This window comes from Pseudomonas sp. FH1 (assembly GCF_000510895.2).
Taxonomy (GTDB): Bacteria; Pseudomonadota; Gammaproteobacteria; order Pseudomonadales; family Pseudomonadaceae; genus Aquipseudomonas; species Aquipseudomonas azotoformans_A.
Genome location: NZ_AOHM01000077.1, coordinates 1 through 14,983, shown reverse-complemented (window position 1 = coordinate 14,983; position 14,983 = coordinate 1). Strand labels below are relative to the sequence as shown.

The window sequence follows — 14,983 nt, the reverse complement described above, 5'->3', positions numbered from 1 at the left end:
CTGAAGATAGGTCAGAAGGCGTAAACCTTATTCAGGACGGGACAACGCCCATAAAAAAGCCCGACTCAAAGTCGGGCTTTTTTCGTATCGGCAAGGCCAGAATTACTTCTTGGCGCGACCTTTGTACGAACCGCCTTCGCGGGTGTCGATCTCGATCAGGTCGTCGATTTCGATGAAATCGGCCACTTGCAGTTCGGTACCGTTGCTCAGCTTGGCAGGCTTCATCACCTTGCCCGAAGTGTCACCGCGAGCGGAACCTTCGGTGTAGGCCACTTTACGCACGATGGTAGTCGGCAGCTCTACAGAAACCAGGCGCTCTTCGAAGAAAATAGCTTCGCAGACGTCTTCCATGCCTTCTTCGATGAACGGCAGAACGGCTTCGATATCTTCAGCGTTCAGCTCGTACATGGTGTAGTCGGTGGTGTCCATGAACGTGTAGGTGTCGCCGCTGATGAAGGACAGGGTCGCTTCTTTGCGGTCGAGGATCACGTCGTCCAGTTTGTCATCGGCGCTGTAGACGATCTCGGTCTTGTAACCGGTCAGCAGGTTCTTCAGCTTGGTCTTCATGATTGCGCTGTTACGACCAGACTTGGTGAACTCAGCTTTCTGAACCAGCCAAGGGTCGTTTTCGAGACGGATCACTGTACCGGGTTTCAGTTCTTTACCAGTTTTCATTGCATATATCCGAAATTTGGATGGGATTTACAAAATTCAAGGTGGCGTATCATATCCAACTTTCATAAAACTGCACCAGCGCCGTCGCAAGATCGGCCTGCAAGCCTTGTTCCAGACACCATGTTTCGGCGTGCAGATTCACTTCCGGCCAGTGGTCCAGCAGCATTTTCCACGGTTGAGCCATGTCGGCCTCGGTGTTCCAGGCTTGCCAGAGCCCGATAACGGCCGCCCTGGCCGCCGGTGATAAGTTGGCGGTGTACAGCGCCAGGAAGGCATCGAGCTTGTCGAGATGGATGTCTTCGTCCTGTCGGTAGATGTGCCACAACAGCGGACGCCCGGCCCATTGGGCACGCACGAACGAGTCTTCGCCGCGCACGGCATTGAAGTCGCAGCACCACAGCAAGTGGTCGTATTGTTCCTGGCGCACGAAGGCGATGACTTGCACCGTCAGCGATCCGCGCTGCTGGATATCGCCTGCGACCAGCGGGTCCACACCGAGCCAGCGCTGCACATCGCCCAGGATACGTCCCTCAGGAACCAACAGATGAGTGGCACGGCCGTCCGTCGATAACACGTCCAGCCAGCTGGCCAGCCCGGCATTTTCGTAGGCGAACAGTGAGAAAAGCCGCGCATCGGCTGCGGGAACTATGCCCAAGGCTTGCAGGAAGTCCCGCTGTGCACCGGCATCCTGCTGAAACGCCTTACGCCGCTCCAGCAACCCTGCCTCACGCAACAACCCGCCGGTGCCGGCGCGGAACCCAGGAAAGAAGAAGTACTTCTGCACGCCCTTGAATTTGACCGACGGCAACCGATGACAGCCCACCACCCACTCTTCGGCACTCAGGTAATCCAGGTTCATCCATAACGGCGCGCGTTTGCGCTCAGCCATGGCCTCCATATAGTCGGGCGGTAACTGACAGGCGAACGCGGCAATTACTACGTCCGCTGCCGGCACCTTCACCCACTCGGTGGGCCAATGGCGCACTTCGACGCCTTCCTGCCATTGCAGCGCTTGCTGCACATCGATTTGCGGGCACATGCGCTCGAATGCCCGCAGGTCATCGACCCACAAGCACACATCGCAAGCGTGCTCCGACACCAATTGCCGGGCCAGGCGCCAGGTCACGCCGATGTCGCCGTAGTTGTCGACGACGCTACAAAAAATATCCCAGCGGGCTTTCATTCCGGGCTCCAACATTCAAAGGCTCGATTGTCCGCATAAATGCGCGGATGCAGAAGGCTTGATCGCGATTATTCTGCACAGTGGCTGTGCGACAATCGCCGCCACGCCGTTTATGCCTGCCAGGAGGCCGCCATGTCTGATCGTCCGTTGTCGCTGTTCAAGCTCAGTGCTGCTATCGCGTTTGGCGTGTGGCTGGGGTTTATCGCCCTCGCGCTGACAGCGTGGCTGGCCTCGCGCTACCTGTTCCCGCAGAGCCTGGCGCCAGTGGCCCAGGCCGTGCAGCAATTGGGCAAGCCTGCGGTGGTGACGCCTGAACCGCCGAACCGCATGTTCGAGCAGTACCAGCAGAACCTGCAAAAGCAGGAACAGCAACAGACCCTGGACCAGGCCCGCAACAATGCGCGCAACCTGTCCAACCCCAAATGCCAGTTCTGGCTGCAACAGGACCAGAACGCCCCCAACGACAAGACCCGGGCCAATGTCCTGCAATTCTGCGATTGATGACCAATGAATAAACATGCCGTACACCAGCTTGTATTAGAAAAGCTCACCCTCGATCTCGATATTGCCCAACGCGCAGCGCAGACCGCTTACGAAACCGCGACCCACGAAGAAAACATCGCGGAAAACAAATACGACACCCTGGGATTGGAGGCTTCCTACCTGGCGGCGGGGCAAGCCAAACGCGTGGAGGAGATCAAGCAGGCGTTGCTGCTGTGCCAGAACATGCCGCTGCGGGCTTACGATGATCAACGAGGTATTGAGGTTGGCGCACTACTGGGCCTGGAAGACGAGAACGGTCGCCAGCAATGGCTGTTTTTGGCGCCGGATGCGGCGGGCTTGAAAGTGGACGTGGTCGGGCAACCGGTGACCGTCATCACCCCGCGCTCGCCGCTGGGCAAAAGCCTGCTGGGCAAGTTCGAAGGCGATGAGGTGGAGATTCTAGTGGCAGGCGCTCGGCAACATTTTACGGTTACCGAGGCCAAATAGCCGACTCAGTGAACCGGCAATTCTACGCCGTCGAACAGCTCTTCCAGCTCCTGCTTGTTGTGGCACTGGATCGCCTTGGCCATGACTTCACGGGTCAGGTGCGGTGCAAACTTCTCGATGAAGTCGCACATGAAGCCCCGCAGGAAGGTGCCACGGCGGAAACCGATCTTGGTCACGCTGGACTCGAACAGCTCGCTGGCATCGAGCACCACCAAATCTTTGTCGAGCGCCGTGTCGACCGCCATCTTGGCGACAATACCCACGCCCAGGCCGAGGCGTACGTAAGTCTTGATCACGTCGGCGTCGGCTGCGGTGAACACCACTTTGGGTGTCAGGCCGCGATGGCTGAAGGCTTCGTCGAGCTTGGAGCGGCCAGTGAAACCGAACACATACGTCACGATCGGGTATTCAGCCAGGGCTTCCAGGGTCAGCTTCGGCAGCTTGGCCAACGGGTGGCCTTGGGGCACGACAACGCAACGGTTCCAGCGGTAGCACGGCATCATCACCAGGTCGCCGAACAGCTCCAGGGCTTCGGTAGCGATGGCGAAATCGACAGTGCCATCAGCGGCCATTTCGGCAATCTGCATCGGCGACCCTTGGTGCATGTGCAGCGCTACGTCGGGGTACTGCTTGATGAAATCGCGGATCACCGGCGGCAATGCATAGCGCGCCTGGGTGTGGGTGGTGGCGATGGACAGGGTGCCCTTCTTCTCGTTGGAAAACTCCTGGGCGATCTGCTTGATGCTTTCGACTTTGCGCAGGATCTCACCGGCGGTGGTGATGATGCGCTCACCGGCCGGGGTCACGCGGGTCAGGTGCTTGCCGCTGCGCGCGAACACTTCAACGCCCAGCTCGTCTTCGAGCAGGCGGATCTGCTTGCTGATACCGGGTTGTGAGGTGTAGAGGCTTTGAGCGGTAGCGGAAACGTTGAGGTCGTGGTGCGCCACTTCCCAGATGTAGCGCAGTTGTTGAAGCTTCATATGTGTCCCTCAAAGCAGATAGACGCCACGGGTATCAGCGACGGTATATAACTATATTAAAGGTTCGACGGATAAATCTAGAACTTTTTATCGTTTTTATCCATCACACGTCATCACTGCGTCGACGTTGCAACGAAGGCACCAGGTAAACCGGCACCGTAGACAGCTGCAGTACCCGTGCAGCGGTGCGCCCCAACGGAGTGGCCGCCGCGGTTGCATGGCTATGACTGCCTACGATCAGCAGATCCACGGACAGTTTGCGCAGTTGGTCGAGAATCACCTCGCACGGGTCCCCCTGGATCACCCGTACCGAGCGAATCAACTTCAGGTCTAGCTCGCCTTCCCCCAACTCTTCGCGAAAACTGTCCAGCACCCGTTGCTCGATAGTCGCCATCACCGTGGTCAACCCCTGGCTCTGCCATTCACTCAGGGCCTTTTCATCAAGGTAGCTCTGTAACACCGATTCGGCGAACAGCCCGATAGGCTCGACCACATGAATCACATACAGGTCCGCCTTGAACGTTCGGGCCAGCGCCAGCGCATGTTGCATCACATAAGGCGCGTACAGACCGAGGTCTGTGGCGTACAGCATCGAACGGATCATAGAACCCCCTGGAACTGCCAGGATGGCGGAGATGAAATCAGCTTAGCAGTGCCTCGCTGACTTCGACTGACTTAGCGCTTCACCTCATTACTGATGCCATGGGGCACATGCCCGGTAGCGACGAACTCCATGGCTTTTTCGCAATGCCCGGCCTGGTCATCGAAAAACACATCAGCCGCGAAGGCTTCCAGGAATGCGGATTTTTCCAGGCCACCCAGGAACAGCGACTCATCCAGTCGGATATCCCACTCGCGCAAGGTGCGAATCACCCGCTCATGGGACGGCGCCGAACGGGCGGTGACCAGGGCGGTGCGGATCGGACAGGCTTCGTCTGGAAACTCGCGCTGCAACAAGTTGAGCGCCGCCAGGAAACCTTTGAAGGGACCGCCGTGCAAAGGCTGGCGGGCCGACTCCCGTTCATTGGCCTGGAACGCTTCCAGGCCGCCGGCCTGGTAAACACGCTCGGACTCATCGGAGAACAGCACCGCGTCGCCATCGAAGGCAATCCGCAGCTCTTCACTGGAGGCACGATTTGGGCCGCCAGACAAAATCGTCGCCGCCGCAAACCCGGCATCGAGGGCACTGCGCACGTCTTCAGCATGGGTCGAGAGAAACAGATGGCAACCAAACGCGGCCAAATAAGGATAAGGACTACGCCCGCCTACGAATGCGGCGCGGGAAATATCCAGGCCGTAATGCTGGATCGAATTGAACACGCGTAGGCCTGTGTCGGCACTGTTGCGCGATACCAGCACCACTTCGACTCGAGCTCGGCCCAGGCTGGCGTTCAAGCTCAGCAGCTTCTTCACCAGCGGGAATGCGTCACCGGGCTCGAGGATTTCCTCCTCGTGTTCGATCTGATACTGGCGATAGGTCTCGACCCCTTCGGCCAGGTAGACCTTATGGCTTTCGCTCAGGTCGAACAGTGCCCGCGAGGAAATCGCCAACACCAGTTTGTCGCCCAATCCTTTTGCCACAGTACGCTCCCCGACTCAGCGGTTATGCCGATCAATAAAACTCAAGGCCTGGTAAAGCGCCTGCATCCGCGGCAACTCGCAACCGGCAGCCTTGGCGGCAGCGAGTGGCCGGGCGTAGATCGCCGCCAGTTCCAGCGGGCGCTTGTGCACATGGTCGTGGTACATGCTTGGCAGGTAGTCGTCCATGGTTTCGGTCATGGTGAACATCTGCTCGGCGTAACTCTTGGGGATTTCATGGCCGCAGGCGTGAGCCCCCTGTACCACTTCAGCCATCAGCGCCTGGATCAGCTCGCGGCTGGATTCGTCGGCCATCATCGCCGTGGTGCCGGTACCGAGCAACACGGAGAGGCCATTGTAGGGCACGTTCCACACCAGTTTGTGCCAACGGGCCTGATGCACATTGGCCATGGCCTGGGACTCGATGCCGGCCGCGTGAAACAGCGCGGCCCCGGCTTCGACAATCGCCTTTTGCGCATCCTCATCATTGGCCGCCGTGCCGCTGTGATAACCCAGATTGACCCGGCCCAGCGCCTGATGCTCGATCACGCCGGGGGCAGAACGGTGCACGCCGATGTAACACAGGCCGCCAAGCAAGTGCAGGGACGCTGGCAAGTATTCACGCAGGCTGTCTTCGACATCGAGGCCGTTTTGCAGTAACACCACCTTGGCGTCCGGCGCGGCGACTTGGGCAATGGTCGGGGCCAGGTCGACGTTGCCGGTCGACTTGGTACCCACCAGCAGCCAGTCGCACGGCGGCATATCGGCGGCGCGGGCATAAGCCTGCACCGGGTGCAGGTGCAAAGGGCCATGCACCGTACTGTTGAGGTGCAGGCCCTGCTCGCTGACCGCCGCGTATTCACTGCGCAGCAGGAAGCGCACGTCGAAACCGGCGCGCGCCAGCATCAAACCGTAAAAGCCACCGATGGCGCCGGTGCCGATGATGCCAATGCGGGGTGATTGTGCGGTCATGGCAGATCCTCTGGAATGCGGGTAAGCGCTTGGTGGATAGAGTCGTTCAGGTCAGCAAGTGTAAGACGCGTCTGCAATTGCCCGAGGAATTGACCCTCGCACACCACGAACAGCGCCGGCAAATGAAAGATCTGGTAGCGTTCGACCGCGCCACCGTTGTGCCCGGCATCCACCCAGCACACGCGGTCCACCGGCAGCGACCAGCCGGGTACCTGCTGGCGCGCCCAACGGCAACTGGAACACCCACTGCTGGTAAACACAACCAGCGAAATACCTGGCAATCCCAGCAATTGCTGGTCAATATCCAGGTCGGTCAATTCCAGTTCCTTCACTATACTGCTGCCACCGCCGTCATTTGGACGGTGCTCGGAGTCCGTGTACATGGGTCGTTTTTTACCTCACCCTGATGATGTCGCTGTCGAGTTAATCCAACGCCCCTCTCCTGCCATTCCCCGCCAACGCCTGCACACGGTCGGCCTGGGCGGCATCGCCTGCCATTGGCCACGCGCCTGGCGCGAAGGCACGGCGGTTGATCTGCTTATTCCCTCCCTGGGCGCCAGCGCGCGTTATCCAGGCTATGTGGCGTGGTGCCGCAAGGTGGAAAACGGTTACCGCGTCGGTGTCGCGTTTACCGATGAACATGCACTGTTCGGTGCACGAATGGGTGAGCAAGCATGCCGGATAGAGCGCTACTGCCGCCAGCACGAAGACGCCGAACCGACACCCCAGCAACTCGAAGCCCTGGCCCGTGAGTGGGTATCGCGCCATGCCAGCGAGTTCTCCCATGAGGCCTTTGTGGCGCCAGCGCTGGATTAAAGCGGGCTTTGCCCATTGTCGCGGGCCCTTGTTACGCGCTAAGGTTCCTCCCCCCTGCATTCAAATCATGCTGTGCTCCGCCGCACGGGGATGGCTGGCGGCCGGCACCCGTGACCCTGACGAGTAACACGATGGCTGATTTACCGATCAATGACCTAAACGTCGAATCCAACGAGACCCTGATCACGCCCGATCAGCTCAAGCGCGAAATTCCTTTGAGCGACGCTGCCCTGCAGACCGTCACCAAGGGCCGCGAAGTCATCCGTGACATTCTCGACGGCACCGACCACCGCCTGTTCGTCGTCATCGGGCCTTGCTCGATCCACGACCTGAAGGCTGCCCACGAGTACGCCGAGCGCCTCAAAGTGCTGGCGGCGGAAGTGTCCGACACCCTGTACCTGGTGATGCGCGTCTATTTTGAAAAACCGCGTACCACTGTGGGCTGGAAAGGCTTGATCAACGACCCGTACCTGGACGACTCATTCAAGATCCAGGACGGTCTGCACATCGGTCGTCAGTTGCTGCTGGACCTGGCCGAGATGGGTCTGCCCACCGCCACCGAAGCCCTGGACCCGATCTCCCCGCAGTACCTGCAGGACCTGATCAGCTGGTCGGCCATCGGCGCACGCACCACTGAATCCCAGACGCACCGTGAAATGGCGTCCGGCCTGTCCTCGGCCGTGGGCTTCAAGAACGGCACCGACGGCGGCCTGACCGTGGCGATCAACGCGCTGCAATCGGTCTCCAGCCCGCACCGTTTCCTGGGGATCAACCAGGAAGGTGGCGTGTCCATCGTCACCACCAAGGGCAACGCCTACGGTCACGTGGTGCTGCGTGGCGGCAACGGCAAGCCCAACTATGATTCGGTCAGCGTTGCGCTGTGCGAGCAGGCACTGAACAAGGCCAAGATCAAGCCGAACATCATGGTCGACTGCAGCCACGCCAACTCCAACAAGGACCCGGCCTTGCAGCCGCTGGTGATGGAAAACGTCGCCAACCAGATCCTGGAAGGCAACCAGTCGATCATCGGCCTGATGGTCGAAAGCCACCTGAATTGGGGTTGCCAGGCGATTCCAAAAGACCTGGCCGACTTGCAGTACGGCGTGTCGATCACCGATGCCTGCATCGACTGGGCGGCTACCGAAAACACCCTGCGCAGCATGCATGCCAAGCTCAAGGACGTTCTGCCTAAACGCAAACGCACCTGACTTTAAACTGCGCACACAAAAACGCCGGGCTAAGCCCGGCGTTTTTCATGGTGCTGTTTACGGTTTACAGCTTTGCGGCATGGCGCTGGTGGCGCTCCATGTAACGTTCTACGTAGGAGCAGGACGGGATCACCGTATAGCCTGCCTCTTCGGCGAACTTCAGGGCTTCCTCGGTCAGTGCCGCCGCAATCCCACGGCCCCGCAGTGCGTTGGGCACGAAGGTCCGATAGATATCCAGGGTCTGTTTGCCGAGGTCCATATAGGTCAGATAGGCACGATGACCGTCCACATTGGTCTCGAACTGATGACCAGCCTGGTCATGGTGGATGGACAACGCCTCGCTCATCACTACTCCTCGCGGGTCTTGGTTTCTGACCCCTACCTTACCGATGTTTGTCCGGCGAAGGAACATCTACGCCACCCCGTGCCGGTTTCGACAACGAGAAAACCCTGAGCGTTTACAACCAGCACGTAGGGAATAGTAGGCACCAATCCTGAAATTGCTCAAGGCGCGCTCGTCATCCCCTGCCGCTGGTGGATATAGAAAGGGCTCCGATCAACCTGGGATCGAAAGCCTGAACATTGCCGGCAGTTGAACCTTAAGACGAACAGGCGCTCTTAAAGTCACCTCTACATGCGCAAAAGATGCCGGGCAAAGCAAAGCCAGGCTGAACGTAAGTGTCAGCTTGGATATATAAATTTTCATCTGTTTACAAGGCTTAACACATGCGGGCCGGCCCTTTCAGCCTGGATCCAATTTTCGCCTGTTTGAAAAAAATTGGACGGTTTTTATACAAACCTCCAAAAGATTAGCCAAAATAGATTCGGCGCGAGAATTTTTTTTGCTTCTTGCGCTACGTCAGTTTACTTACTACAAGTAATGGGTAGTATGTACGCCGGCTATTAGCTCACCCTGGGCGAACTAGCCATCTAATAGAAAGTCCTTGAAGGGGAACACGATGAACAACGTTCTGAAATTCTCTGCTCTGGCTCTGGCCGCAGTTCTGGCTACCGGTTGCAGCAGCGTCTCCAAAGAAACCGAAGCTCGTCTGACTGCAACTGAAGACGCAGCAGCTCGCTCCCAGGCCCGTGCAGACGAAGCCTACCGTAAAGCTGATGAAGCTCTGGCTGCTGCTCAAAAAGCACAACAGACTGCTGACGAAGCTAACGAGCGCGCACTGCGTATGCTTGAAAAAGCTAGCCGCAAGTAATAATCCTTCGGGGTTGTTATCAAGCCGATCCATTTATGGGTCGGCTTTTTTATTGCCTGGGGTTTGCACCTGAATCGCGGGCAATAAAAAGCCCGCCGTAGCGGGCTGTTGATCACACAACGTTACTGCTGCAGATCGATCGGCACACTGGCGGCCACCGAGGCTGCGCCAGGCACGCCGATTTCCGTCGGCAAGCCGTCTTCCGCCGCCACTACATCACGCACCTGGTCCCAGTTCACGCGCAATTGGTTGGCCAAGTCTTCACGCTTGAGCAAGGCATTGATGACGGCGGTGTGTTTGTCGACCACTGACGGCGTCCCGTCATCATTCAATGGCGTATGCGCTTCAAGGTAGACCTTGCCACCACTGCGACCAAACTTGTAGGCATCGTTGATGATGCGCACCGACGTCCCCACCGGCACCATGCCCGCCATCTCCAGCACGTTGTTGTTGAACATGCGGAAACAACCGTGGCTTGTACGCGTGCCGATACCAAACTTCATATTGGAACCATGGATCAGGTAACCCGGCGTGCCCAGGGTGAACTTGAACGGCCCCAGCGGGTTGTCCGGACCGGCCGGCACCACGTTGGGCAGCGGGTCGCCGTTGGCAGCGTGCTCGGCCTTGATCGACGCGGGCGGCGTCCAGGTCGGGTTGGGTGTCTTGGCAATGATGCTGGTGTGGGCGATTGGCGACCCCCAGCCTTCACGGCCGATCCCCAACGGGAACGTGTAGACCACGTTCTGGCCCTTGGGGAAGTAATAGAGTCGGTATTCCGCCAGGTTGATCACAATACCTTCGCGCGGGCCCGGCGGCAGGATGAAGCGCGTCGGCAACACGATCTCGGTGCCTGCCCCCGGCAACCAGGCGTCCACGCCCGGGTTGGCCGCCACCATCTCCGAATAGCCCAGGTCATAGGTGGTGCCCAGGTCGGCAAACGTGTCTTCGTACTTGGCCTTGATCACCTGGACCTGGCCGACGATGTCTTCACCCGGTGGTGGCAAGGGCAACTGCAGGGCTGACGCCGAACCGGCCGCACAGAGGGCAGCGAGAGACAGGCAGCAGGTGACGACGGAAAGGCGCGACAACATCCGGTAAATCCTTCGCAGAACGACGGGTAGGTAAACATCGATTGTATACGTGAAGCGCGCTTCTAGCTGCCCCCTACAACTCGAAACGCAGCTCCGGCCAGATCGGCGGCGTACCGCGCTTCTGGGATTCCAGGATGGCGCGGCACAAAGGGCACAGGCGCTGGTCCTGGAAGATCGAACGATCAACCCGCGACCAACGCGGTTGCGCAGGCAATAACGTGCCGCACAGCGTGCGATCGATGGAGCCGCCCAGTTCCAGTTGACGCGCCACCAGATGCACCCGCACTTCCTGGCAGGCGAACAGATCCAGCTGCTCGTCCGGCTCGATCAGTTGGTAGTTAAACAGGGACCAGGCAGGACGCGACATCAGGGGCTCCAAATCGGGGGGGCGCCACCTTAGCCGAAAGCCTGCCGGTAGAAAAGCGTCATAGCAGCGGTTTTAGCGTCGGCCAGACATTTTCCAGCAACTTGCCCTGGGCGCCGACCGCCGGGTGCAGTTGATCAGCCTGCATCAGCTCCGGATGCCCGCCCACGCCTTCAAGGAAAAACGGCACCAGCGGGACGTTTTTCTGTTTGGCCAGCACGCCATAGACCTCGGCAAACGCGGTGGTGTAGCGCGGGCCATAATTGGGCGGTAACTGCATGCCCAGCAACAGCACCTTGGCGCCGATGGCCTTGGAGCGATCAATCATCGAGGCAAGATTTTGTTGCAATTGCGCCGGCGGCTGGCCGCGCAGGCCATCGTTGCCGCCCAATTCGATGATCACAACCTCGGGCTTATGCTCTGCAAGCGCCGCCGGCAGCCGCGCCAGGCCTCCGGCACTGGTGTCGCCGCTGATGGAGGCATTCACCACTTTATCGTCGAAACCCTCCTTCTTGAGCCGTTGCTCGAGCAGGGCTACCCACCCTTTGCGGGTATCCAGGCCGAAACCGGCACTGATACTATCGCCAACGATCAGGACTGTACCCGCCGCTGCGTTCTGGGCCATGCACATCAAGGCCAGGCCAGCACTCAAAAACCACATTCGCATCGGATTCTCCATGGGCGCAAGCATTCTCATCGCGCGGGACCTTAGCAAAGTGGTTCCCAGCGCGGAAGGTGAACTGACTATCCTGCACGAACTGAGCCTGGAACTGAACAAGGGCGACAGCCTGGCCATCGTTGGCAGCTCCGGTTCCGGCAAATCCACCCTCCTCGGCCTGCTGGCCGGCCTCGACCTGCCCAGCAGCGGCGAAGTCACCCTCGCCGGCCAAGCCCTCAGCACCCTCGACGAAGACCAGCGCGCGCGCATTCGCGCCGAGCACGTGGGTTTCGTCTTCCAGTCTTTCCAATTGCTCGACAGCCTCAATGCGCTGGAAAACGTCATGCTTCCGCTGGAGCTCGACGGCCGCAAGGACGCCCGCGAACGCGCCCGGCACCTGCTCGAGCGCGTTGGCCTGGGCCAACGCCTGACCCACTCGCCTCGCCAACTGTCGGGCGGCGAGCAACAACGGGTGGCGATTGCCCGCGCCTTTGCGGCCGAGCCGGACGTGTTGTTTGCCGATGAGCCCACGGGCAACCTCGACAGCCACACCGGCGAACGCATCAGCGACCTGCTGTTCGAACTCAATAAAGAGAGCGGCACGACCCTGGTGCTGGTCACCCATGACGAGCGCCTGGCCCATCGTTGCCGACGCCTGATCCGCCTTGAAGCCGGCCTGATGGTCGCGCCCCTGGAGCCTTGATGGCACGTTTGCCGCTGTTGCGCCTGTTCAGCCTTGCCATGCGCCAATTGCTGCGCGATGCCCGCGCTGGTGAATTGCGCGTGTTGTTCTTCGCCCTGCTGGTGGCCGTGGCCGCCAGCACCGCCATCGGTTATTTCGGCGCCCGCCTCAACGGCGCCATGCTGTTGCGCGCCACCGAGTTCCTCGGCGCAGACCTGGTCCTGGAAGGCAGTTCGCCTGCGCGTCCCGAGCAGGTCCAGTCCGGCATCGAGCTGGGCCTGGATCATGCGAGCGTGGTGGAGTTCTCCAGCGTGATCGCCACCGATAACGGCATCCAGCTTTCCAGCATCAAGGCGGTGAACGAGCAGTACCCGCTGCGGGGCGAACTGAAAAGCGCCGCCGCACCCTTCGGTGAAGAAACATCCGGCGGCGAGCCAAAACCCGGCGAAGCCTGGGTGGAGGCGCGGCTGCTGACGGCGTTGAACCTCAAGGTCGGCGACAGCGTCGACGTCGGCATGAAGACCCTGCGCCTCGCGCGAGTGCTGACCTACGAGCCCGATCGTGCCGGCAACTTCTACAGCCTCACGCCACGGGTGATGATCAACCTGGCAGACCTGCAGGCCACGGGGGTGGTCCAGCCCGGCAGCCGCGTCAGTTACCGCGAGCTGTGGCGTGGCCCCCAAGGCACCACGGTCCTGCAAACCTATCGCGACCTGATCAAGCCGGGGCTCGCCGCCAACCAGCGGCTGCAGGATTCACGCGACGGCAACCAACAGATCGGCGGCGCCCTGGGCAAGGCCGAACGCTACCTGAACATGGCCAGCCTGGTGGCGGTGCTGCTCGCCGGCGTGGCCGTGGCGCTGTCCGCCAACCGGTTCGCCACCCGACGCTTCGACGCCAGCGCCTTGTTGCGCTGCCTCGGGTTGTCACGGCGTGAAGCCATGTTGCTGTTCAGCCTGCAATTGACCGTCCTGGGCCTGCTGGCCAGCCTGGCCGGCGCTTTGCTCGGCTGGCTGGCACAGTTTGGCCTGTTCTACTTCCTGCACGACCTGCTGCCTTCGGACGTTCCCCCCGGCGGGCTGTTGCCGGCAATCGCCGGGATAGGTACGGGCCTGGTCGCACTGGCCGGCTTCGCGTTGCCGCCACTGGCCGCGCTGGGCCGCGTGCCGCCGTTGCGGGTGTTGCGCCGCGACCTGTTGCCGATCCCGTCCAGCACCTGGATGGTCTACGGCACGGCGCTGTTTGCCCTGGGCTTGATCATGTGGCGCTTGAGCCTCGACCTGGTACTCACCTTCGCCCTGCTCGGCGGTGGCGTCGTGGCTGCGCTGATCCTCGGTGGCTTGCTGCTGTTGCTGCTGCAGAGCCTGCGCCGCCTGCTGGCCCGTGCCTCCCTGCCCTGGCGCCTGGGCCTTGGCCAGTTGTTACGTCACCCGCTGGCAGCTGCTGGCCAGTCGCTGGCGTTCGGCCTGATCCTGCTGTCGATGGGCCTCATCGCCCTGCTGCGCGGCGAGTTGCTCGACACCTGGCAAAACCAGTTGCCCAAGGACGCACCCAACTATTTCGCGCTGAACATCCTGCCTGCCGACAAAGACGCCTTCGGCGCCCGCCTGTTGGAACTGCAAGCGCAATCCGCCCCGCTGTATCCAGTGGTGCCTGGCCGGCTGATCAGTATCAATGGCGAGCCGGTGCAAGAGATTGTCAGCAAGGATTCCAGCGGCGACCGCGCCGTGCAGCGGGACCTCAGCCTGACCTGGGCCGCCGACCTGCCGCCCGGCAATGCGCTGACCGCAGGCACGTGGTGGTCGCCGCAACCGGCGGATGAAATCCCTGGCGTCTCGGTGGAAGCCAAAGTGGCGGAAAGCCTCAAGCTCAAACTGAACGACCACCTGGTGTTCACCGTGGCAGGGGAAAATCGCGAAGCCCGGGTCACCAGCCTGCGGACCATCAACTGGGATAATTTCCAACCCAACTTCTTCATGATTTTCCAGCCCGGCACCTTGAAGGACCTGCCGGCCACCTACCTGACCAGCTTTTACCTGGCACCGGGTCACGACCAACAGATCGTCGACCTCTCCCGGGCTTTCCCGGCGGTGACCATCCTGCAGGTCGAGGCGCTGCTGGAGCAGTTGCGCAGCATTCTTGCCCAGGTAACCCTGGCGGTGGAATACGTGCTGCTGTTCGTACTGGCGGCCGGCATGGCGGTGCTGTTCTCCGGCCTGCAAGCCACCCTGGACGAACGTATTCGCCAGGGCGCGCTGCTGCGTGCGCTGGGGGCTGAACGCAAGCTGCTGGTCAAGGCCCGGCGCATCGAGTTCGGATTGCTGGGGGCCGCCAGCGGATTACTGGCTGCGCTGGGGACGGAGTTGGTGACCTGGGTGTTGTACCGCTATGCGTTCGACCTCGCCTGGCATCCTCACCCGTGGCTGTTGTTACTGCCGGTGATCGGCGCGGTGTTGATTGGCACCGCCGGAGTGTTCGGCACCCGTCGGGCCCTCAACGCAAGCCCATTGACCGTCCTGCGCGAAGGTTGAAACGACAATGGCCCGCCTGCCTCACGGCAGGCGGGCCATTGTTA

The 14,983-nt window shown here is 60.6% G+C and carries 18 protein-coding genes; 7 read left to right on the top strand and 11 right to left on the bottom strand.

Annotated features, from left to right (window positions below):
• Positions 1-102 precede the first annotated feature (102 nt).
• A complete protein-coding gene (locus H096_RS22100) occupies positions 103-675 on the bottom strand; it encodes an elongation factor P (protein ID WP_003172723.1) in 573 nt (190 codons plus the stop codon).
• Between the two features lie 49 nt (positions 676-724).
• On the bottom strand, positions 725-1,858 hold the full coding sequence (gene earP / locus H096_RS22095; RefSeq protein WP_033901467.1) for an elongation factor P maturation arginine rhamnosyltransferase EarP: 1,134 nt from the start codon (positions 1,856-1,858) through the stop codon (positions 725-727).
• A gap of 132 nt (positions 1,859-1,990) precedes the next feature.
• Here earP and H096_RS22090 point away from each other — a divergent pair, with 132 nt between their 5' ends.
• Together H096_RS22090 and H096_RS22085 are read left to right on the top strand one after the other, a co-directional pair.
• The gene (locus H096_RS22090) at positions 1,991-2,359 is read left to right on the top strand and encodes a hypothetical protein (protein WP_033901466.1); all 369 of its coding nucleotides are present in this window, start codon (positions 1,991-1,993) and stop codon (positions 2,357-2,359) included.
• Positions 2,360-2,365: 6 nt separating this feature from the next.
• Positions 2,366-2,848 (top strand): GreA/GreB family elongation factor, encoded by a 483-nt coding sequence (locus H096_RS22085; RefSeq protein WP_033901465.1) that lies wholly within the window; start codon positions 2,366-2,368, stop codon positions 2,846-2,848.
• A gap of 5 nt (positions 2,849-2,853) precedes the next feature.
• On the opposite strand, the gene cysB is transcribed toward H096_RS22085, so the two are convergent.
• From cysB to H096_RS22060, 5 genes are all read right to left on the bottom strand, one after another.
• Positions 2,854-3,828: an HTH-type transcriptional regulator CysB gene (gene cysB / locus H096_RS22080; protein ID WP_012722988.1), complete on the bottom strand. Its 975-nt coding sequence runs from the start codon at positions 3,826-3,828 to the stop codon at positions 2,854-2,856.
• A 103-nt stretch (positions 3,829-3,931) separates the two neighbouring features.
• The gene (locus tag H096_RS22075; RefSeq protein ID WP_033901464.1) at positions 3,932-4,432 is read right to left on the bottom strand and encodes a universal stress protein; all 501 of its coding nucleotides are present in this window, start codon (positions 4,430-4,432) and stop codon (positions 3,932-3,934) included.
• Positions 4,433-4,503: 71 nt separating this feature from the next.
• Positions 4,504-5,409, bottom strand: coding sequence for a 5'-nucleotidase (locus tag H096_RS22070; RefSeq protein ID WP_033901463.1), 906 nt, complete (start codon positions 5,407-5,409; stop codon positions 4,504-4,506).
• A gap of 15 nt (positions 5,410-5,424) precedes the next feature.
• On the bottom strand, positions 5,425-6,378 hold the full coding sequence (locus H096_RS22065; protein WP_033901462.1) for a putative 2-dehydropantoate 2-reductase: 954 nt from the start codon (positions 6,376-6,378) through the stop codon (positions 5,425-5,427).
• Positions 6,375-6,761: a thioredoxin gene (locus H096_RS22060; RefSeq protein ID WP_033901461.1), complete on the bottom strand. Its 387-nt coding sequence runs from the start codon at positions 6,759-6,761 to the stop codon at positions 6,375-6,377. The genes H096_RS22065 and H096_RS22060 overlap by 4 nt, the downstream gene beginning before the upstream one ends.
• Here H096_RS22060 and H096_RS22055 point away from each other — a divergent pair.
• Complete coding sequence (locus H096_RS22055; RefSeq protein ID WP_033901460.1) at positions 6,760-7,194, top strand: PilZ domain-containing protein; 435 nt, start codon at positions 6,760-6,762, stop codon at positions 7,192-7,194. The genes H096_RS22060 and H096_RS22055 overlap by 2 nt on opposite strands.
• Before the next feature lie 131 nt (positions 7,195-7,325).
• Positions 7,326-8,402, top strand: a complete 1,077-nt coding sequence (locus H096_RS22050; RefSeq protein WP_016975370.1) for a 3-deoxy-7-phosphoheptulonate synthase — start codon at positions 7,326-7,328, stop codon at positions 8,400-8,402.
• 64 nt (positions 8,403-8,466) lie between these two features.
• Here H096_RS22050 and H096_RS22045 read toward each other — a convergent pair whose 3' ends face one another.
• Entirely contained in the window at positions 8,467-8,748 is a 282-nt protein-coding gene (locus H096_RS22045; RefSeq protein ID WP_003189869.1) for a GNAT family N-acetyltransferase, read from the bottom strand.
• Positions 8,749-9,361: 613 nt separating this feature from the next.
• On the opposite strand from H096_RS22045, the gene oprI reads away from it, so the two are divergent.
• Positions 9,362-9,613, top strand: a complete 252-nt coding sequence (gene oprI, locus H096_RS22040) for an outer membrane lipoprotei OprI (RefSeq protein ID WP_003172710.1) — start codon at positions 9,362-9,364, stop codon at positions 9,611-9,613.
• Between the two features lie 122 nt (positions 9,614-9,735).
• Here oprI and H096_RS22035 read toward each other — a convergent pair whose 3' ends face one another.
• The 3 genes from H096_RS22035 to H096_RS22025 form a co-directional block, all read right to left on the bottom strand.
• Positions 9,736-10,704 (bottom strand): L,D-transpeptidase family protein, encoded by a 969-nt coding sequence (locus H096_RS22035; RefSeq protein WP_033901459.1) that lies wholly within the window; start codon positions 10,702-10,704, stop codon positions 9,736-9,738.
• A gap of 73 nt (positions 10,705-10,777) precedes the next feature.
• Positions 10,778-11,071 (bottom strand): hypothetical protein, encoded by a 294-nt coding sequence (locus tag H096_RS22030; RefSeq protein ID WP_010211879.1) that lies wholly within the window; start codon positions 11,069-11,071, stop codon positions 10,778-10,780.
• Positions 11,072-11,129: 58 nt separating this feature from the next.
• On the bottom strand, positions 11,130-11,735 hold the full coding sequence (locus tag H096_RS22025; protein ID WP_033901458.1) for an arylesterase: 606 nt from the start codon (positions 11,733-11,735) through the stop codon (positions 11,130-11,132).
• A 10-nt stretch (positions 11,736-11,745) separates the two neighbouring features.
• Here H096_RS22025 and H096_RS22020 point away from each other — a divergent pair, with 10 nt between their 5' ends.
• Entirely contained in the window at positions 11,746-12,429 is a 684-nt protein-coding gene (locus tag H096_RS22020) for an ABC transporter ATP-binding protein (protein WP_033901457.1), read from the top strand.
• Positions 12,429-14,939, top strand: coding sequence for an ABC transporter permease (locus tag H096_RS22015; protein WP_033901456.1), 2,511 nt, complete (start codon positions 12,429-12,431; stop codon positions 14,937-14,939). The genes H096_RS22020 and H096_RS22015 overlap by 1 nt, the downstream gene beginning before the upstream one ends.
• The last annotated feature ends 44 nt before the right edge of the window (positions 14,940-14,983 follow it).